Below are 19,204 nucleotides of genomic sequence, written 5' to 3'. Positions count from 1 at the left end.
TTACTCGAGAAACGTGTAGCTAGTTGCATTTTCGCGGTGGACGTTATTTCTTCGCGACGACGAATCCCTTGATGATGGCCTCGATATCGTCGCTCTGCTTGACCGCTTCCTCGGCCATGCTGGTGATCGTCAGCTGGACCATGTATCGCTCGCCCGTCGAGCCCGTCGGCAAGACGATCCGGTTCCAGCTGTGCATGCGTCCGCTGCGCGCGTCGTAGCTGCCCTCGATCATCGACGAGGGAAAGCCGTTGAAGGGCGCCGTCGAGGCGTTCAGTTGGTGAAAGCCTTCGGGCAGATCGGCATTGGCGTGCTTGATCGCTTCGGCGGGATCGAAGGTTCCGCGCAGCTTGAACACCACCAGCAGGGCCGCCGGGAAGTTGTCGCCCTTGGCGAGCATCACCGCGTTCGGGTGCGCGTTCGGATCGCCGTGCGGCCCCCAACCCGGCGGGGTGGGGATGGACACGGTGAGGTCGGGCAGGTCGCCCGGTGGCACCGGCTCGCCGTTGACGCCCACGCTTTGCAGATATTCGGAAAGGGGAACCGGCTTGCCGGTGGTGGTGGTCGTGGTCACAGCCGTGCTGCTCGTCGTCGACAACACCGACTGAAAATCGGGGGATTTCGGCCCGCAAGCGACCGCCCCCAACGCGGTCAGCACGACCGCGGCCGCAAAGCGCTTCACAGAATCTCGCGGACGGCGTCGATCGGCCGGGCCAACCGAGTGCCTTTCGGCGTGACGACAAACGGTCGCTCGATCAAAATCGGATGCTCGGCCATCGCATCGAGCAGCTCGTCGTCGCTGGCGTCCGCGAGCCCAAGCTCTGCGTACAAGGGTTCACGCTTGCGTACCGCGGCGCGAACGTCGATCCCGGCGGCACGGATCATGCGGACCAGCTCGTCCCGCGACGGCGGTGTCTTCAGGTATTGGACTACCGAAGGCTCAATACCGTTGTCCCGCAACAAGTCCAGCGTCTTGCGGGAGGTGCTGCATTTGGGATTGTGGTAGATGACGGTGCCGCCCGAACCCGAACCAGAACCCATCTAGGCGTCCCCGTCGAAAAGCCCTGTGACTGAGCCATTTTCGAAAACAGCGCGAATGGTGCTGGCCAGCAGCGGCGCAATCGACAACACCGTCAGCTGCGGGAACCGCTTCTCCTCGCCGATCGGCAAGGTGTTCGTCACGATCACCTCACGCGCTCCGCAACCGGCCAACCGCTCGGCGGCCGGTTCGGACAGCACACCGTGGGTGGCGGCAATGATCACGTCACCGGCGCCGTCGTCGTGCAGCAGCTTTACCGCGCCGGCGATGGTGCCGCCGGTGTCGATCATGTCGTCGATCAGCACACAGGTGCGTCCGGCGACCTCACCGACCACGCGGTTGGACACCACCTGGTTGGGCACCCGGGGGTCACGGGTCTTGTGAATGAAAGCCAGCGGAACACCACCCAACGAGTCGGCCCACTTCTCGGCGATGCGCACCCGGCCGGAGTCGGGGGAGACCACCACCATGTTGCCGTCGGGATAGTTGTCCTTGATGTAGCCGGTCAGCAGGTTCTGCGCACGCATGTGGTCGACGGGTCCGTCGAAGAAGCCCTGAATCTGGTCGGTGTGCAGGTCCACTGTCACGATCCGGTCGGCGCCCGCGGTCTTGAGCAGGTCGGCGACCAGCCGCGCGGAGATGGGTTCGCGGCCGCGGTGTTTCTTGTCCTGACGGGCATAGGGGTAGAACGGCAGCACGGCGGTGATCCGCTTGGCGCTGCCCCGCTTGAGGGCGTCGATCATGATCAGCTGTTCCATCAACCACCGGTTGACGGGCGCTGGATTGGACTGCAGCACGAAGGCGTCGCAGCCACGCACCGACTCGTGGAAGCGCACGAAGATCTCGCCGTTGGCGAATTCGCGCGCCGTTTGAGCGGTGACGTGGACGTCGAGCTCTTTGGCGACCTGCTCGGCCAGCTCTGGATGCGCGCGGCCGCTGAACAGCATCAGATTTTTGCGATTATCGGTCCAGTCGTGGCTCAACGTGCTGCCCTCGCGCGTTCGGGATCGATCGAGATCAAGGCGGACTACCCATGGTACGTAGCGAAGAGTACCGAAAATTGCCGGGTAGCCAGGAAACGAACTCAGGGTTTCTGTTCGGAATCGGACCGTTGAGCTGCGCGCTCTGCGGCTTGGGCCGCGGGAGTTCCCGGCCTTTTGCGCTGCACCCAGTTCTCGATGTTGCGTTGCGGGCCGGCCGAGACCGCCAGCGCGCCCGGCGGGACGTCTTCGCGGACGACCGTGCCGGCGCCGGTGTATGCGCCGTCGCCGACGGTCACCGGGGCCACGAACATGGTGTCCGACCCGGTACGCACGTGCGAGCCGATGGTGGTGCGTCGCTTGGTGATGCCGTCGTAGTTGACGAAGACGCTGGATGCGCCGATGTTGCTGTGCTCGCCGATGTCGGCGTCACCGACGTAGGTCAGGTGCGGCACCTTGGTGCCGGCGCCGATGGTGGAGTTCTTCGCCTCGACGAACGCGCCCAGCTTTCCGTCGGCCCCCAGCACGGTGCCGGGCCGCAGATAGGTGTACGGCCCGACGGTCGCGCCGTCGCCGATCGACGATTCGCTTCCGTGCGTCCGGCACACCGTCGCGCCGTCACCCACGGTGACGTCGGTGAGCGTGGTGTCGGGGCCGACGACGCAGCCACCGCCGATCTGGGTCCGCCCGTGTAGCTGGGTTCCGGGGTGGACGGTGGTGTCGCGGCCGATCGTCACGTCGACGTCGATCCAGGTGGTGGCCGGATCGACGACGGTGACCCCGGCCAGCTGATGGGCGGCCACGATGCGGCGGTTCAGCTCGGCGCCCAACTCGGCCAGCTGCACGCGGTTGTTGACTCCGGCCACCAGGGCACTGTCGTCGACGTGCCGCGCGCTGACGGTCTGGCCGTCGCGGCGCAGGATGGCGATGACGTCGGTCAGGTAGAGCTCCTGCTGGGCGTTGTTGGAGCTCAGTCGGCTCAACGCGGACCGCAGCGGGGCGATGTCGAAGGCGTAGACGCCGGTGTTGACCTCGCGGATGCCTCGCTGTGAGGCTGTGGCGTCGGTTTGCTCGACGATCGCCATCACCTCGTCGTCCTGGGTGCGCAGGATGCGGCCGTAACCGTGCGGATCGTCCAACGTCGTGGTCAGCACCGTCACGGCGGCCGATGTAGCGGTGTGGGTGGCGATCAGATCGGCCAGCGTGTCGGCGTCTAGCAGCGGGGTGTCGCCCGCGGCGACGACGACAATGCCGCTGTAGTCAGCGGGCAGCGCCGACAGGCCGCACAGCACGGCATGCCCGGTGCCCAGCGGTTTGTCCTGCAGCGCGACCTCGATGCCGCGCCCCAGGGTGTCGGCCAGCTCGGCGACCAGCGGGGAAATCCGCTGATGGTCATGGCCGAGCACCACCACCAGATGCTGCGGTGCCAGCTTCGTCATGGTGTGCAGCGAATGCGACAGCATGCTGCGCCCGCCCAGGGTGTGCAGCACCTTCGGGGTGTTCGATCGCATCCGGGTACCGGGCCCCGCCGCCAAGACCACGACCGCGGTGTCAGTCATAGAGTCTCCTTCGGTCGCGAGGGTGCATGTTTGTACGCCGACACGCCGTTAAGCGTGGCATTTCACGCGCGCTCGCGGGTCGATATGGAGCTCCGTCGCCAGGACTCGAACCTGAACTATCTGAACCAAAATCAGAGGTGCTGCCGATTACACCACGACGGATTGCCTATCAACGGCGGGCTGCGCCCTCAAAGACTTTAGTCGAGTATGAAATGTCGGCGCTGAGCCTGCGGCCAGGGCGAGGAATGTCGAGTGGACCGCGCCATAGCCGCAGGCTCAACGCCGCGGTGAACGGGTCAAGACGCAGCGCACAAACCGATACCCTGGTTGACGTGGCAGCACCCGAGAAGGAAGTGCGTGCTCCCCGCGCGCGGATGACGGGGAGCGAACGCCGGCTCCAACTCATCGGCATCGCACGCTCCTTGTTCGCCGAACGGGGCTATGACGGCACATCCATCGAGGAGATCGCGCAGCGGGCCAACGTGTCCAAGCCCGTCGTCTACGAGCATTTCGGCGGCAAAGAGGGCCTGTATGCGGTGGTCGTCGACCGGGAGATGTCGGCGCTGCTGGACGGCATCACGTCGTCGCTGACCAACAACCGGTCCCGGGTACGGGTCGAGCGGGTGGCGCTGGCGTTGCTCACCTACGTCGAGGAGCGCACCGACGGCTTCCGGATCATGATCCGCGACTCGCCGGCCTCGATCAGCTCGGGCACCTATTCCAGCCTGCTCAACGATGCCGTCAGCCAGGTCAGCTCCATCCTGGCCGGTGACTTCGCCCGCCGGGGCCTCGACCCCGACCTGGCACCGCTGTACGCGCAGGCGTTGGTCGGCTCGGTGTCGATGACGGCGCAATGGTGGCTCGATACTCGGGAGCCCAAGAAAGAAGTCGTCGCCGCGCACCTGGTCAACCTGATGTGGAACGGCCTGACGCATCTCGAGGCCGATCCGCATCTCCAAGACGAGTAGCTAACCGGCCTCGACTGCGACGGCCGGCCGAGGGAAATGCTCGGCGGCGCACGCTTCGTCGAGGGCGTCCTCGATAACCGCGGCCAGCTGATCCAGGCTGAGCTTCGCGTCACCGAGGTCCAGTTCGGTCAGGATGACGCCATGCCTGGCCCGGATGTCCGCCATGGCGGCGATCAGCCGGTGAATCGTCGCGCCGTACCGCCCCGGTTCGGTGACCTGCGAGCCGATGTGGCAATGCAGCCCGATCAGGTCGAGGGTGGGGTGCGCCAGAACACGTGTGACCGCGCGGTGGCCATAAAGGTCCACGTCCGGGGTCACCCGCACCAGCACCCGCTGGCGCCGCTTCGCCCGGCCGGCGAGGTAGGCGATGTCGATGCCCGAATCGACGACGATGCGCCCTAACCCGACGGCCACCGCCGCGCGCATTTCCTCGGGCGACAAGACTTCGGCGTGCAGGATGATGCGGGCCGGATCTATGCCGCCGGCCAGGGCGACCGCCAGCTCGGCGGCTGAGCAGACGTCGATGCCCAGGCCCTCTTCGCGCGCCCAGCGGGCCACCGCCGGGCTCAGCAGCGACTTGCCGGCATGCACCACCTCAAAGCCGCGCAGGCTCTTGCGACAGCGGCGCGCACGCTGCCGGAAGTCGTTTTCGTCGATCACATAGGTGGGGGCGCCGAAGGCGTCGGCGACATCCATGTCCAGCAACGTCATGCATTCAACCTGCGCGCAGCCGGGGGCGTAGCACGCTTTCCTTACGGTTTCTTGACGCTGCCCGGCCCGAAATTGACGGTCTTTGCCGCCCCTAGAATGGGATGCATCATGACCGCACCGGGGCCTGCTAGCCCAGATACCCCGATCGCGGGGCTCGTCGAATTGGCGCTGACCGCGCCGACATTCCAGCAGCTCATCGCGCGCGCCTCCGATCGACCCGACGAATTGACGCTGGTCGGACCGGCCAGCGCGCGCCTTTTCGCGGCCTGCGCGCTGGCGCGGCAGGGCCCGCTACTGGTGGTCACCGCCACCGGCCGGGAAGCCGACGACCTGACCGCCGAACTGCGGGGCGTGTTCGGCGATGCGGTGGCGGTGTTTCCGTCCTGGGAGACGCTGCCGCACGAGCGGCTCTCACCTGGCGTCGACACCGTCGGCACCCGACTCATGGTGCTGCGACGGTTGGCTCATCCCGACGACGACCGGCTGGGACCGCCCCTGCGCGTCGTGGTCACACCGGTGCGGTCACTGCTGCAGCCGATGACCCCGCAAGTTGGCCTGATAGAACCGGTCAGCCTGACCGTCGGTGCCGAGATCGGATTCGAAGAGGTGATCGCCAGGCTGGTCGACCTGGCCTATACCCGGGTGGACATGGTGGGCCGACGCGGCGAGTTCGCGGTACGCGGCGGAATCCTGGACGTATTCCCGCCGACCGCCGAACACCCGGTCCGCGTCGAATTCTGGGGCGACGAGGTCAGCGAGATGCGGATGTTCTCCGTCGCAGACCAGCGGTCGATCCCGGACATCGCGGTCGAGACGCTGGTCGCCGTCGCCTGCCGGGAACTGCTGCTCACCGACGACGTCCGGGCCCGCGCCGCCGCGCTGGCCGAACGGCACCCCGCCGACGAGGGCGCGATCACCGGCACCCTCACGGACATGCTGACCAAGCTGGCCGAGGGCATCCCCGTCGACGGCATGGAAGCGCTGTTGCCCGTGCTGAAGCCGGACGACCATGCGCTGCTGACCGATCAGCTACCCGACGGCACACCGGTGCTGGTGTGCGACCCGGAGAAGGTGCGCACCCGCGCCGCCGACCTGATCAAGACCGGGCGCGAATTTCTGGAAGCGTCGTGGTCGGTCGCAGCAATGGGTTCCCGAGATGACCAAGCGCCGCTGGACGTCGGACAGCTCGGCGGGTCGGGGTTTGCCGAGCTGGACGAGGTTCGCGTCGCCGCGGCCGGCTCCGGTCATCCGTGGTGGACGCTGAGCCAGCTGTCCGACGAGGCGGCAATCGAGCTAGACGTTCGGGCGGCGCCGTCTGCGCGGGGCCATCAGCAGGACATCGACGCCATCTTCGCGATGCTGCGCGGGCACGTCTCGACCGGCGGCTACGCCGCGGTGGTCGCGCCCGGGACCGGGACGGCGCACCGCGTCGTGGAGCGGCTGGCCGAATCCGACACGCCCGCCGCCATGCTGGAATGCGGCGCCGCGCCGAAACCGGGCGTGGTCGGGGTGCTCAAGGGGCCGCTGCACGACGGCGTGATAGTGCCGAGCGCCAACCTGGTGATCATCACCGAGACCGACCTGACCGGCAGCAGGGTTACGAACGTCGACGGCAAGCGACTGGCGGCCAAGCGGCGCAACACCGTCGACCCGCTGGCGCTGACGGCCGGCGACCTGGTGGTGCACGACCAGCACGGCATCGGGCGGTTCGTGGAGATGGTCGAACGCACGGTCAGTGGTGCGCGCCGCGAATACCTGGTGCTCGAGTACGCGTCCAGCAAGCGTGGCGGCGGGTCCGACAAGCTCTACGTCCCCATGGACTCGCTGGACCAGCTCTCCCGCTACGTCGGTGGTCAGGCGCCGGCGCTGAGCCGGCTCGGCGGCAGCGACTGGGCCAACACCAAGACCAAGGCCCGTTCGGCGGTCCGCGAGATCGCCGGCGAGTTGGTGTCGCTGTACGCCAAGCGGCAGGCCAGCCCCGGCCACGCGTTCAGTCCGGACACACCGTGGCAGGCCGAGATGGAGGACGCCTTCGGTTTCACCGAGACCGTCGACCAGCTCACCGCCATCACCGAGGTCAAGGCGGACATGGAGAAGCCGGTTCCGATGGACCGGGTGATCTGCGGCGACGTCGGCTACGGCAAGACCGAGATCGCGGTGCGAGCGGCGTTCAAGGCGGTCCAGGACGGCAAACAGGTCGCCGTGCTGGTACCCACGACGCTGTTGGCCGACCAGCACTTGGAGACGTTCCGCGAGCGGATGGCCGGCTTCCCGGTGGTCGTCAAGGGGCTGTCCCGGTTCACCGACACGACGGAGTCGCGCGCGGTGCTCGACGGCATGGCCGACGGGTCGGTGGACATCGTGATCGGAACCCACCGGCTGCTGCAGACCGGGGTGCGCTGGAAGGATCTCGGCCTGGTCGTGGTCGACGAGGAGCAGCGCTTCGGCGTCGAGCACAAGGAGCACATCAAGTCGCTGCGCACCCATGTCGACGTGCTGACCATGAGTGCCACTCCGATCCCGCGCACGCTGGAAATGAGCCTGGCCGGGATCCGTGAGATGTCGACGATCCTGACGCCGCCCGAAGACCGCTATCCGGTGCTGACCTATGTCGGGCCGCACGACGACAAGCAGGTCGCCGCCGCGCTACGGCGTGAGCTGCTGCGTGACGGGCAGGCCTTCTACGTGCACAACCGGGTTAGCTCCATCGACCAGACCGCCGCGCGGGTGCGCGATCTGGTGCCGGAGGCGCGGGTGGTCGTCGCGCACGGGCAAATGCCCGAGGAGCTGCTCGAACGTACCGTGCAGGGGTTCTGGAACCGCGACTACGACATTCTGGTGTGCACCACGATCGTCGAGACCGGCCTGGACATCTCCAACGCCAACACCCTGATTGTCGAGCGGGCCGACACGTTCGGGCTGTCCCAGCTCCATCAGCTGCGTGGCCGGGTGGGGCGCAGTCGCGAACGTGGGTACGCCTACTTCCTCTATCCGCCGCACGCCCCGCTGACCGAAACCGCCTACGACCGGTTGGCGACCATCGCGCAGAACAACGAACTGGGCGCGGGAATGGCGGTCGCGTTGAAGGACCTCGAAATCCGCGGCGCGGGCAACGTGCTCGGCGTCGAGCAATCCGGACACGTTGCCGGTGTGGGATTCGACCTATACGTGCGGCTGGTGGGCGAGGCCGTAGAGGCGTACCGGGCGGCCGCCGACGGGAAGACGGTAACCACCGCCGAGGAGCCCAAGGATGTGCGCATCGACCTGCCCGTCGACGCGCACCTGCCGCCGGATTACATCGCCAGCGACCGGCTGCGGCTGGAGGGCTACCGTCGCCTCGCCTCCGCCGGTGACGACGCGGCCGTGGCCGCTGTGGTCGACGAGCTCACCGACCGCTACGGCCCGCTGCCCGAACCCGCCCGGCGGCTGGTCGCGGTGGCGCGGTTACGGCTGCTGTGCCGTGCCGCCGGCATCACCGAGGTTTCGGCGCCGTCGGCGGCGACGGTGCGGTTGTCGCCGATGAATTTGCCCGATTCGGCCCAGGTGCGTCTGAAGCGCATGCATCCGGGGGCGCACTATCGCGCCACCACGTCCACGGTCCAGGTGCCCATTCCGCGGTCGGGGGGTGTCGGGGCGCCGCGCCTGCGCGATGTGGAATTGCTGCAGCTGGTCGCGGACTTGGTGACCGCCCTTCAAGGCAAACCGCAGCAGGAGATTGGTATAACGGGCCCGGCAGCGAATTCGAGTGAGGAGCGCACATGATCGTCGTCTTGTGCGACCCACGCCGCCCGTCGCTGGTGCCCGTCGAGGCCATCGAATTCCTCAGCGGCGAGGTGCAGTACACCGAGGAGATGCCCGTCGCGGTGCCTTGGTCGCTGCCCGCCGCGCGCCCGGTGCACTCCGGAGACCCCGAAGCCCCAGCACCGGTGTTGGTGTCGTCCGATCCCACCCACCCCGCCGTCACCGCGCGATTGGCCGCCGGGGCACGGCTCATTTCCGCGCCGGAGACGCCGCGGGGCGAACGGCTGGTCGACGCAGTCGCGTTGATGGACAAGCTACGCATCTCCGGACCATGGGAGAGCGAGCAAACCCACGACTCGTTACGCAGGTACCTGCTCGAGGAGACCTACGAGCTGTTGGACGCGGTCCGCAGCGGCAACGCCGATCAGCTGCGCGAAGAGCTGGGCGATGTTTTGCTGCAGGTGTTGTTTCATGCCCGAATCGCCGAGGACGCGCCGCAACTGCCCTTCACTATCGACGACGTTGCAACCACCCTGATCCGGAAGCTGGGCAACCGGGTGCCGGAAGTGCTTGCTGGAAATCCCATTTCGCTTGAAGCGCAGTTGGCTCAGTGGGAAGAGCGCAAGGCCGCCGAAAAGCCACGTCTATCGGTGATGGACGACGTGCACACCGGCCAGCCGGCATTGGCGTTGGCGCAGAAGGTGATTGAGCGAGTCGAAAACGCCGGCCTGCCCGCCGATCTGATTCCCGCCGATATCACCACGATTTCGGTGTCAACCCAGGTCGATGCGGAAAACGCGCTGCGCACCGCGGTTTTGGAATTCGCCGACACGGTACGCCGCGTGGAGCGGTCCATTGCCGCCGCGCGTCGCGGGGACGACGTTGCCGAGGAATTCGACGTGGCCCCGCTGGGCGTGGTCACCGAGGACGAATGGCGCGCGTACTGGCCGTCCGCTGCACCGTCCATGAAAGTCGAGGAAGCCACCGAGGACTCTGCGGGAGAAGTCGAGGAAGCCGAGAAGTCCAAGGCGTCTGGCGGCGGGTCCAAGAAGCGTAAAGGCCGTCGGTAATTGCCGAAATTCTCGCCGTGGCGGCCTGTGGAAACGGGGTTGCCGACGATCGCGTGGGACGATGGTCTAGCGCCAAAAACGGAAGCAAGACGAAATGCGCGGGAAGCCAAGGAACCCAAAGTAAGCACTGTGTCGCCGAGACGTTGGTTGCGGGCGGTCGCCGTTATCGGTGCGACCGCCATGCTTTTGGCGTCCAGTTGCACCTGGCACCTCAGCCTTTTCATCCCCGACGGGGTGCCGCCGCCGTCCGGGGATCCGGTTCCGCCGGTGGACACCTACGCCAGCGGCCGACCCGCGGACCAATTGCGTGAGTGGGCGGAAAAGCGCGCGCCGGTGCTGGAAATACCGGTCGTCGCCCTTGAGGCGTACGCCTACGCCGCGCGGGTGGCCGAGGTCGAAAACCCCAAGTGCCGCATCGCCTGGACCACGCTGGCCGGCATCGGGCAGGTGGAGAGCCATCACGGCACCTACCGGGGCGCGACGCTAGCCCCCAACGGGGACGTGACTCCTCCGATCCGGGGTGTCCACCTCGACGGAACCGGCGGCACCCTGCGGATCGTCGACGACGGTCCCTCGGACGGAAGCGGGGTGGCGCGCGCAATGGGGCCGATGCAGTTCATTCCGGAGACGTGGCGGTTGTACGGCGTCGACGCCAACAACGACGGGGTGGTCAGCGCGGACAACATTGAAGATGCCGCACTCTCGGCGGCGGGATATTTGTGTTGGCGCGGGAAGGATCTCGCGACGCCGAAGGGGTGGATCACGGCGCTGCGGGCCTACAACAACTCGGGCGTCTACGCGCGGGCGGTGCGGGACTGGGCGACCGCCTACGCCGCCCACCACCCGCTGTAGCAGGATGAATCGCTGACCCAGGCCGTACGCTAAGGGCTGCCGGGGGCCTTTCAGAGAGCTAGCACGCAAAGGAGAAGCCAGTGCCGATAATCGAGCAGGTCGGTGCCCGCGAGATCCTCGATTCCCGCGGCAACCCGACGGTCGAGGTCGAGGTGGCTCTGATCGACGGAACATTTGCCCGGGCAGCGGTGCCGTCGGGCGCCTCGACCGGGGAGCACGAGGCCGTCGAGTTGCGCGACGGCGGTGACCGTTACGGCGGCAAGGGCGTGAAAAATGCCGTGCAAGCCGTTCTGGACGAGATCGCCCCCGCGGTGATCGGACTCAACGCCGACGATCAGCGCCTCGTCGACCAGGCGCTGGTGGATTTGGACGGCACGCCGGACAAGTCGCGGTTGGGCGGGAACGCGATTCTGGGCGTTTCCCTGGCCGTCGCCAAGGCCGCCGCGGATTCCGCCGAGCTGCCGCTGTTCCGCTACATCGGCGGCCCCAACGCGCACATCCTGCCGGTGCCGATGATGAACATCCTCAACGGCGGCGCGCACGCCGACACCGCCGTCGACATCCAGGAGTTCATGGTGGCCCCGATCGGTGCCCCCAGCTTCGCCGAAGCGCTGCGCTGGGGCGCCGAGGTGTATCACTCGCTCAAGTCGGTGCTGAAGAAGGAAGGACTGTCCACCGGCCTGGGCGACGAGGGCGGCTTCGCCCCGGATGTCGCCGGCACCACCGCTGCGCTGGACATGATCGGCCGCGCCATCGAGGCGGCTGGCTTCAAGTTGGGGACCGACGTGGCCCTGGCATTGGACGCCGCGGCCACCGAGTTCTTCACCGAAGGCTCCGGCTACAAATTCGAGGGCGCAACCCGCAGCGCCGAGCAGATGGCCGAGTTCTACGCCGGCCTGCTCGGCTCGTACCCCCTGGTGTCTATCGAAGACCCGCTGTCCGAAGACGATTGGGATGGTTGGGCCGCTTTGACGGCCGCCATCGGCGACCGGGTGCAAATCGTCGGCGACGACATCTTCGTCACCAATCCCGAACGCCTCGAAGAAGGCATCGAAAAGGGTGTGGCAAACGCGTTGCTGGTCAAGGTGAATCAGATCGGCACCCTGACCGAGACACTGGACGCCGTCGCATTGGCCCACCACAGCGGATATCGCACGATGATGAGCCATCGCAGCGGCGAGACGGAAGACACGACGATCGCCGACCTGTCAGTTGCGGTCGGCAGCGGGCAGATCAAGACCGGTGCTCCCGCTCGCAGCGAGCGCGTCGCCAAATACAATCAGCTGTTGCGTATCGAAGAGGCGCTCGGCGACGCCGCCCGCTATGCGGGTGATCTCGCCTTTCCGCGATTCGCCCTGGACTCGAAGTAGGGTGAATTAGCTTGGCTGCCAACGGGAAACGTCGCTCCCCGGGCTCGCGCCCAGGGAAAGCAGGCGACTCGGCCCGGGCCCGTCGCACAGCCAAGCCGGCCAAACCCGCGCAGAACCAGCACGGCAGCGCTTCCCTGCGTGAGCAAGTCATCGAACCCATCAAGCAGTCGATCACCGAATCGGTGGAACAGCGGTCCGAGCAGCGGCTGGGCTTCACTGCGCGACGGGCTGCGATCCTGGCGATCGTCGTCTGCGTGCTCACGCTGACCATCGCCGGCCCGGTACGCACCTACTTTCAGCAGCAGACGGAGATGAATCAGCTGGCCGCGACCGAAGCCGCACTGCGCCAACAGATCGGCGAGCTGCAACAGCGCAAGGACAAGCTCGCCGACCCCGCCTATATCGCGGCGCAGGCCCGCGAGCGTCTGGGTTTTGTGAAGCCGGGGGACATCCCGTTCCAAGTCCAAGTTCCCGCGACCGCCACCCTGTCTCCGCAGCCGGGGCCCGACACACCGAAACCGGTTGGCAACAACCCCTGGTACACCTCGCTGTGGCACACGATTGCCGATGCGCCACACTTGCCTCCCAGCGCCGGCCCGCCGGTTCCGTCCACAGAGCCTGGGCCACCGGGACTTCCGAAGCCCACGTCGCCCGGTGGTTGATCGGGCCGACCTGGAGGCGGTGGCGCGTCAGCTCGGTCGCGAGCCTCGGGGCGTGCTCGAGATCTCCTACCGCTGCGCCGATGGCCAGCCCGCCGTGGTGAAGACCGCGCCGAAACTTCCCGACGGCACGCCGTTTCCGACGTTGTATTACCTGACGCATCCCGTCCTCACCGCGGCTGCGAGCCGGCTGGAGACGAGCGGACTGATGCGGGAGATGACCGAGCGGCTGCGCCGAGACGCCGAACTGGCCGCCGCGTATCGGCGTGCTCACGAGTCTTATCTGGCCGAGCGCGACGCGATCGAGCCGTTGGGCACCGCCGTCTCCGCCGGTGGCATGCCCGACCGGGTCAAGTGCCTGCACGTGCTGATCGCGCATTCGCTGGCCAAGGGGCCAGGAGTGAATCCACTCGGCGACGAGGCGTTGGCGATATTGTCCGCCGAGCCGGGAACAGCGGAGGTGCTGAATTGGCCCTGACCCGGGTCGCCGCAATTGACTGCGGCACCAACTCGATTCGGCTGTTGATCGCCGACTTCGACGGCGGTCTGCTGCGCGATGTGCATCGCGAAACGCGGATTGTCCGGTTGGGGCAAGGGGTCGACGCGACGGGCCAGTTCGCACCGGATGCGCTGGCCCGAACCCGGGCCGCGTTGACCGACTACGCCGCACTGCTCGCGGCGCACCGCGTGGAAAGGGTGAGGATGGTGGCCACGTCGGCCGCTCGCGATGTCAGCAATCGCGACGACTTCTTCGCGATGACGGCCGATGTGTTGGGCGCGGTCATCCCGGGCGCGGTCGCCGAAGTGATCAGCGGCAGCGACGAGGCGTCGTTGTCGTTCCATGGGGCGGTCGACGAATTGGACAGCGCCGGTGCACCTTTCGTCGTCGTCGACCTGGGTGGCGGCTCGACGGAGATCGTGCTCGGCGAATCGCGGGTGGTGGCAAGCTATTCGGCCGACATCGGCTGCGTGCGACTGACCGAGCGGTGTTTGCACTCGGACCCACCCACACCTGAGGAAGTCGCCGCGGCACGGCGGGTGGTTCGTGAACGGCTTGACATCGCGCTGCAGACGGTGCCCGTCGAAGGGGCCCGCACTTGGGTCGGGCTCGCCGGTACCATGACCACACTGTCCGCGCTGGCGCAGAATATGAAGGCGTATGACGCTGCGGCCATCCATCTTTCGCGGGTCGCCATGGGTGATCTGCTGGCCGTCTGCGACGGGCTGATCGGCATGACCCGGTCTCAGCGCGCCGCGCTGCCGCCGATGCACGAAGGCCGGGCCGACGTGATCGGCGGGGGTGCAATCGTGGTGGAAGAGCTGGCGCGCGAACTGCAGGAGCGGGCGGGTATCGACGAGCTGACGGTGAGCGAACATGACATTTTGGACGGGATCGCGCTGTCGATCGTTGGTTGAGTCGCGTTCGTCACATGCGTATCGGAAAGAAGAGTGTATACATTTTTGCCCGCCTCGCAGCGACAACTTCTGCGACACGCATGCCACCTGACCGCTCGCCGACATTCCATTGTGAATCAACGGCTTTGAGAGTGTAAGCAGGGCGCGATTTCGGCCTTGGGGCCGCCGTGGTTACACACTGGACGCCGTGGTTACACACTGAAGGCCGTAGATGCACAGTGAATGGCGGATGTGATACAGCCATGCGACGGTTCATGCATGGGTCTTTGTATAAGCGGAATCGAGCTGCGGTATGTGCTGACGCTGTATCTGTCCCAGAACGGACCGGCGACCATCGACGAGATGATCGATGTGCTGCATTGGCATGGCTTTTCCGTGCGCGGCCGCGCTTCGAAGGCCATCTCGGACGCCCTACGTTGGGAGATCGGACGAGGGCGAGTGCATCGGCCGAGACGGGGTCGATATGGTCCGGCGTACGTCCCGCGCGGCACCGAACATCGGATTCTCCAGCGGGTTCTTGCCCTTCGCGAAAAGGCCCGCGACATGAGCGGACAAGTGTTGTCGCTCTGAGTCGGGCAAAAGACACACAACTCCTCAGCCGAGGCTGGAGTGACAGGTGTGACTCGAGGCGCGCCCAGAAGGCACCTATGCCTCAAACCGATAACCCATGCCCGATTCGGTCAGCAGATGCTTTGGATGCGACGGGTCATCCTCGAGCTTGCGCCGCAACTGCGCCAAATACACCCGCAGGTAATGGGTTTCGGTCGCATATGCCGGGCCCCACACCTCCTTGAGCAGCTCTTCGCGGCCAACCAGCTTGCCCCGATTACGCACCAGCACCTCGAGCATGCCCCACTCGGTGGGCGTCAGATGCACCTCGGCGCCCCGTCGCGTCACCTTCTTGGCAGCGAGATCCACTGTGAATGCGTCTGTTTCGACAATCGGCTGCTCCACTTCGGACGCCGCGGTGTTGCGTCGCACCGCGGCGCGCAGCCGCGCCAAGAACTCGTCCATGCCAAACGGTTTCGTCACATAGTCGTCGGCGCCGGCATCCAACGCCCCGACTTTATCCGAGGAGTCGGTGCGCGCCGACAACACAATCACCGGTGCCGACAACCAGCCGCGCAGCCCTCCGAGCACCTCGATGCCCGAGATGTCGGGCAGACCTAGGTCGAGGATTACCACGTCCGGTCGGTGCTCGGCGGCCGCGCGCAGGGCGCCTGCACCCGTCGACGCGGTGATGACCTCGTAACCCCGCACGGACAGGTTGATTTTCAGCGCACGCAAAATGTGCGGCTCGTCGTCGATCACCAGAACCCGGGTCATCACAAACCGCCTCGACACGGCGCGGCGAGATCCACCACCACGGTCAGTCCACCGCCAGGCGTATCGCCGGCCTGGATCGTGCCGCCCATGGCTTCTACGAAACCACGCGCGACGGACATTCCCAGGCCGACACCCATGGTGTTGTCGTGATCACCCAATCGCTGGAAAGCCTCGAAGATTTGATCCTCGGCCCCGTGCGGAATCCCGGGACCTTCGTCGATGACATTGATCAGAATGCGATCGCCCACCTGTCCCGCGTTCACCCGGACCACGCAGTTGGGCGCGTAGCGCAGCGCGTTGTCGATCAGGTTGGCGAAGACCCGTTCGAGCAGCCCGGCATCGGCCATCACCACGGCATCCCCGACGTCCACCTTGACGCGATCGATCGCGGATCGGTTGAAACCCGTGGCGCCCTTGCCGATGCTGACCAAGGCGCGCTGCACGATTTCCTCCAGATACACCCGTTGCAGATCGGGGCGAATCACGCCGGCGGCCAGGCGCGACGAATCGAGCAGGTTACCGACCAGCGCGGTGAGCTGATCGATGGATTCCTCGATGGTCGCCAGCAATTCGGCGGTGTCTTCCGCGGAAAACGCGACGTCCTCGGCGCGCAAGCTCGACACCGCGACCTTGGCGGCCGCCAACGGCGTGCGCAGGTCGTGGCTGACCGCCGACAGCAGCGAGCGCCGCAGCTCGTCGGCCTGCACAATAGCGGCGGCACGGCTGGCCTCTTCGGCCAATTCGCGCTGCCGGACCAGGCCCGCGGCTTGCCGGGCCACCGCGCTGAGCACCCGGCGATCGCGGGCAGACAGCTTCTTACCGGCCATCAGCATCCAGAATTCGTCATCGCCGACCTCGATCGCGGTGTCCGCGGAATCAACCGTCAGGCACGGGTCTTTGCCCACACTGGCGACGATGTAGCCCTTGTGCTTGCCACCCCGGCGGTCTTCCTCAGAGGGTTCACGCAGCATGCTGACCGCCCGCTGGGAATAGGTCTCGCGCACCCTTTCCAGCAGCGTCTCGAGATCGGCGCCGCGCAGCACCGAGCCCGCGAACAGGGTCAGCAGCTCGGCTTCCTGCGAGGCGCGCCGAGCCTCGCGGGTGCGCTTGGCCGCCCCGTCGACCAGGACCGCGACCGCTACCGCGATCAGCAGCAGCACCAATTCCGTTACGGCACTGTTGGGTTCTGCGATGGTGAAGCTGTGCCGCGGAGCAATCAGGTAGTAATTCAGCAGCAGCCCGGAGAGCACCGCCGAAAGTGCCGCCGGCGCAACGCCTCCCAAGAGACCAACCAGGAGCACCCCGACGAAGAACAACGCGCTCTCGCCGCCGGTGTTCAGATAGGGATCCAGCAGGGTCACCGTGACGGCGCAGATGACCGACGGGACGGCGAACGCAGCCAGCCAGGATGCGACACGTCGCTCCCGGGGCGCCAGCGACGCCAGCCGAAAGCCATGTCGCGATTCCTCATGGGTGACGATGTGCACGTCGATCTTGCCGGACAACTGGACGATGGTGGGACCGATCGCCTCGTCGAACAAACGTGGCCACCGCGACCGCCGGGAGGTGCCGATCACCAGCTGGGTGGCGTTGATCTCACGCGCGAAATCGAGTAGCGCTCTGGGTATGTCGTCACCGACTACGGTATGCAGCGACGCATCCAGGCTGTTCGCCAGCTCACGGATTTTGCTCATCCGGGCCTCCGAGAGGCCGGCGAGTCCGTCGCCGCGTATCACGTGCACCACCATCAGCTCGGCGCTGGACTTCGACGCGATCCGGGATGCCCGGCGCACCAGCGTCTCCGACTCCGGCCCCCCGGTGATGGCCACCACGACCCGCTCGCGGGCCTCCCAGGTATCGGTGATCTTGTTCTCCGCGCGGTACTTGGCCAGCGCGGTATCGACCTGATCGGCCAGCCACAGCAGCGCCAACTCCCTTAGCGCGGTGAGGTTTCCGCGGCGGAAGTAGTTCGACAGCGCCGCGTCGATCCGCTCCGGAGCGTAGACGTTCCCGTGGGATAGCCTGCGCCGCAATGCCTCCGGCGTGATGTCGATGAGTTCGACCTGCGAGGCCTCGCGCACGATCGAATCCGGCATGGTCTCCTGCTGTTCGATGCCGGTGATCTGCGCGACGACGTCGTTGAGGCTTTCCAGGTGTTGGATGTTGACCGTCGAAATCACTGTGATACCGGCGTCCAGCAGCTCTTCGACGTCTTGCCAGCGCTTCTGGTTCTTGCTGCCCGGGGTGTTGGTGTGGGCCAGTTCGTCGACCAGCACGACCTGCGGGCGACGCGCCAGCACGGCTGGAACGTCGAGCTCGGGGAAGTTGCTGCCGCGGTATTCGATGTAGCGCGGAGGAATGACTTCGATGCCTTCCAGCAGTTCAGCGGTCTTGCGTCGGCCATGCGTCTCGACGACGGCCGCCACCAGGTCGGTGCCACGTTCCAAGCGCCGGTGCGCCTCTCCGAGCATCGCGTACGTCTTGCCGACGCCGGGGGCCGCGCCCAGGTAGATGCGCAGCTCCCCGCGCTTGGGATGCTGCTCCCGCAGGCTGACGTCGTCGGTCACGTCAACCATCATCCTCCCGCGACGCTAGCTCGCGACCGGATAGCGGTGGTCGAGTTGCAGATTGAGTTGCAGGACATTGACCGCCGGCTGGCCGAATGACCCGCCGTGCAGGCTGGCCTGCACCACTTCACGAATCTGCTGGGGTGTCACGTGCCGCGCCTTGGCCACCCGGGCGATCTGAATGTCGGCGTAGGCCGGTGAGATATCCGGATCCAGGCCGCTGCCGCTGGCGGTCACCGCATCGGCTGGAACTCGCGGATTTTCCGGTGCGGCTCCGCGAATCGGCACCAGCTGGCCGGTCGCATAGTCTTCGCCGTAGCGTGCGCATTCGACCCGCACGCCTTGGTAAATGTCCACGAACGTCTGGTGTGTCGTGGCGCATGGTTCGTTGACGCTGACGACCCGCGTGGGGTGTACGACGCCGCCACGCGGATCACGGGGCCCGATCACCGACAACACCGCTCCCACTCCGCCGCCGGTGCAGAACGGACGCGCGCCGCCTTCCCTGCCCAAACCTTCCAGTTGAGCGACGGCCAGACTGCGTGAACAGACCTTGGTCAACAGACTCGGCTTGAACCCGGCGTCGGTGGCGCTGGCCCCGGCGGCGACCTTGGCCGGATCCGCCGGAATATCGACGACGCTTTCCGGCCCCAGGTTGCTGCCACCGCTCGACAACGGGTCATAGCCGGTGCCGGCTTCCGATGGTCGGCTCTGGAAGTATTGCGGCAGCGGGTTGCCCGACGCGTCGGTGAACGACTGGCCGATCAGCTTGCTGCCCACCGGTTTACCCGCGGCGGTGAGGATCGAGCCCTCGGCTTTGTCGTGCAGCCCCGGCAACTGGCTGACCAGCCAGATGACCAGTGGGTAGCCGAAACCGAGGATCACGGTCAGCACGAGCAGCGCGCGTAGCGCGGCCCAGTGTTGGCGAACCGTGTTGGTGACTTTCATT

General features: G+C 66.5%; 16 protein-coding genes, 1 tRNA gene and 1 pseudogene. 9 read left to right on the top strand and 9 right to left on the bottom strand.

Going from position 1 to position 19,204, the window contains the following annotated elements; genetic code table 11:
- Positions 1 to 43: 43 nt before the first annotated feature.
- From AC5Y2L_RS25515 to AC5Y2L_RS25495, 5 genes are all read right to left on the bottom strand, one after another.
- Complete coding sequence (locus AC5Y2L_RS25515; protein ID WP_499938042.1) at positions 44 to 679, bottom strand: LpqN/LpqT family lipoprotein; 636 nt, start codon at positions 677 to 679, stop codon at positions 44 to 46.
- Positions 676 to 1,038 (bottom strand): arsenate reductase (glutaredoxin), encoded by a 363-nt coding sequence (gene arsC / locus AC5Y2L_RS25510; RefSeq protein ID WP_499938044.1) that lies wholly within the window; start codon positions 1,036 to 1,038, stop codon positions 676 to 678. The genes AC5Y2L_RS25515 and arsC overlap by 4 nt, the downstream gene beginning before the upstream one ends.
- Positions 1,039 to 2,019 carry a ribose-phosphate diphosphokinase gene (locus tag AC5Y2L_RS25505; protein WP_499938045.1) on the bottom strand — a complete coding sequence of 327 codons (981 nt, stop codon included), beginning with the start codon at positions 2,017 to 2,019 and terminating at the stop codon, positions 1,039 to 1,041.
- Between the two features lie 101 nt (positions 2,020 to 2,120).
- Positions 2,121 to 3,575 (bottom strand): bifunctional UDP-N-acetylglucosamine diphosphorylase/glucosamine-1-phosphate N-acetyltransferase GlmU, encoded by a 1,455-nt coding sequence (gene glmU / locus AC5Y2L_RS25500; protein WP_499938047.1) that lies wholly within the window; start codon positions 3,573 to 3,575, stop codon positions 2,121 to 2,123.
- 90 nt (positions 3,576 to 3,665) lie between these two features.
- Positions 3,666 to 3,737 (bottom strand) — tRNA-Gln (locus tag AC5Y2L_RS25495).
- A 212-nt stretch (positions 3,738 to 3,949) separates the two neighbouring features.
- Between AC5Y2L_RS25495 and AC5Y2L_RS25490 the strand changes: the two genes are divergently transcribed.
- Entirely contained in the window at positions 3,950 to 4,543 is a 594-nt protein-coding gene (locus AC5Y2L_RS25490; protein ID WP_499908895.1) for a TetR/AcrR family transcriptional regulator, read from the top strand.
- Positions 4,544 to 4,546: 3 nt separating this feature from the next.
- Here AC5Y2L_RS25490 and AC5Y2L_RS25485 read toward each other — a convergent pair.
- Positions 4,547 to 5,236, bottom strand: a pseudogene (locus AC5Y2L_RS25485) (diaminopimelate decarboxylase family protein); the annotation flags it as partial.
- Positions 5,237 to 5,362: 126 nt separating this feature from the next.
- Here AC5Y2L_RS25485 and mfd point away from each other — a divergent pair.
- The 8 genes from mfd (at position 5,363) to AC5Y2L_RS25445 (ending at position 14,932) form a co-directional block, all read left to right on the top strand.
- Positions 5,363 to 9,016 (top strand): transcription-repair coupling factor, encoded by a 3,654-nt coding sequence (mfd, locus tag AC5Y2L_RS25480; RefSeq protein WP_499938049.1) that lies wholly within the window; start codon positions 5,363 to 5,365, stop codon positions 9,014 to 9,016.
- On the top strand, positions 9,013 to 10,065 hold the full coding sequence (locus tag AC5Y2L_RS25475) for a nucleoside triphosphate pyrophosphohydrolase (RefSeq protein ID WP_499938050.1): 1,053 nt from the start codon (positions 9,013 to 9,015) through the stop codon (positions 10,063 to 10,065). Before mfd ends, AC5Y2L_RS25475 begins: the two co-directional genes overlap by 4 nt.
- 129 nt (positions 10,066 to 10,194) lie before the next feature.
- Positions 10,195 to 10,917 (top strand): lytic transglycosylase domain-containing protein, encoded by a 723-nt coding sequence (locus tag AC5Y2L_RS25470; RefSeq protein WP_499938052.1) that lies wholly within the window; start codon positions 10,195 to 10,197, stop codon positions 10,915 to 10,917.
- 80 nt (positions 10,918 to 10,997) lie between these two features.
- The gene (eno, locus tag AC5Y2L_RS25465; RefSeq protein WP_499938054.1) at positions 10,998 to 12,287 is read left to right on the top strand and encodes a phosphopyruvate hydratase; all 1,290 of its coding nucleotides are present in this window, start codon (positions 10,998 to 11,000) and stop codon (positions 12,285 to 12,287) included.
- Between the two features lie 11 nt (positions 12,288 to 12,298).
- Positions 12,299 to 12,949, top strand: coding sequence for an FtsB family cell division protein (locus AC5Y2L_RS25460; protein WP_499938055.1), 651 nt, complete (start codon positions 12,299 to 12,301; stop codon positions 12,947 to 12,949).
- On the top strand, positions 12,942 to 13,424 hold the full coding sequence (locus AC5Y2L_RS25455; protein WP_499938056.1) for a DUF501 domain-containing protein: 483 nt from the start codon (positions 12,942 to 12,944) through the stop codon (positions 13,422 to 13,424). The genes AC5Y2L_RS25460 and AC5Y2L_RS25455 overlap by 8 nt, the downstream gene beginning before the upstream one ends.
- Positions 13,415 to 14,362 carry a Ppx/GppA phosphatase family protein gene (locus AC5Y2L_RS25450; protein ID WP_499938057.1) on the top strand — a complete coding sequence of 316 codons (948 nt, stop codon included), beginning with the start codon at positions 13,415 to 13,417 and terminating at the stop codon, positions 14,360 to 14,362. The genes AC5Y2L_RS25455 and AC5Y2L_RS25450 overlap by 10 nt, the downstream gene beginning before the upstream one ends.
- Positions 14,363 to 14,620: 258 nt before the next feature.
- Positions 14,621 to 14,932, top strand: a complete 312-nt coding sequence (locus AC5Y2L_RS25445; protein ID WP_499938059.1) for a hypothetical protein — start codon at positions 14,621 to 14,623, stop codon at positions 14,930 to 14,932.
- A gap of 75 nt (positions 14,933 to 15,007) precedes the next feature.
- Here the strand turns inward: AC5Y2L_RS25445 and AC5Y2L_RS25440 are convergent, their stop codons facing one another.
- The 3 genes from AC5Y2L_RS25440 to AC5Y2L_RS25430 are packed head-to-tail and all read right to left on the bottom strand — an operon-like array spanning position 15,008 to position 19,203.
- Positions 15,008 to 15,688: a response regulator gene (locus tag AC5Y2L_RS25440; protein ID WP_499938060.1), complete on the bottom strand. Its 681-nt coding sequence runs from the start codon at positions 15,686 to 15,688 to the stop codon at positions 15,008 to 15,010.
- Positions 15,688 to 18,267, bottom strand: coding sequence for a DUF4118 domain-containing protein (locus AC5Y2L_RS25435; RefSeq protein WP_499938061.1), 2,580 nt, complete (start codon positions 18,265 to 18,267; stop codon positions 15,688 to 15,690). The genes AC5Y2L_RS25440 and AC5Y2L_RS25435 overlap by 1 nt, the downstream gene beginning before the upstream one ends.
- 12 nt (positions 18,268 to 18,279) lie before the next feature.
- Positions 18,280 to 19,203 (bottom strand): potassium-transporting ATPase subunit C, encoded by a 924-nt coding sequence (locus AC5Y2L_RS25430; RefSeq protein ID WP_499938063.1) that lies wholly within the window; start codon positions 19,201 to 19,203, stop codon positions 18,280 to 18,282.
- Between the last annotated feature and the right edge of the window lies 1 nt (position 19,204).

The sequence above is a fragment of the Mycobacterium sp. NGS66 genome, assembly GCF_059812225.1.
This window is presented reverse-complemented; position numbering and strand designations above follow the sequence as displayed.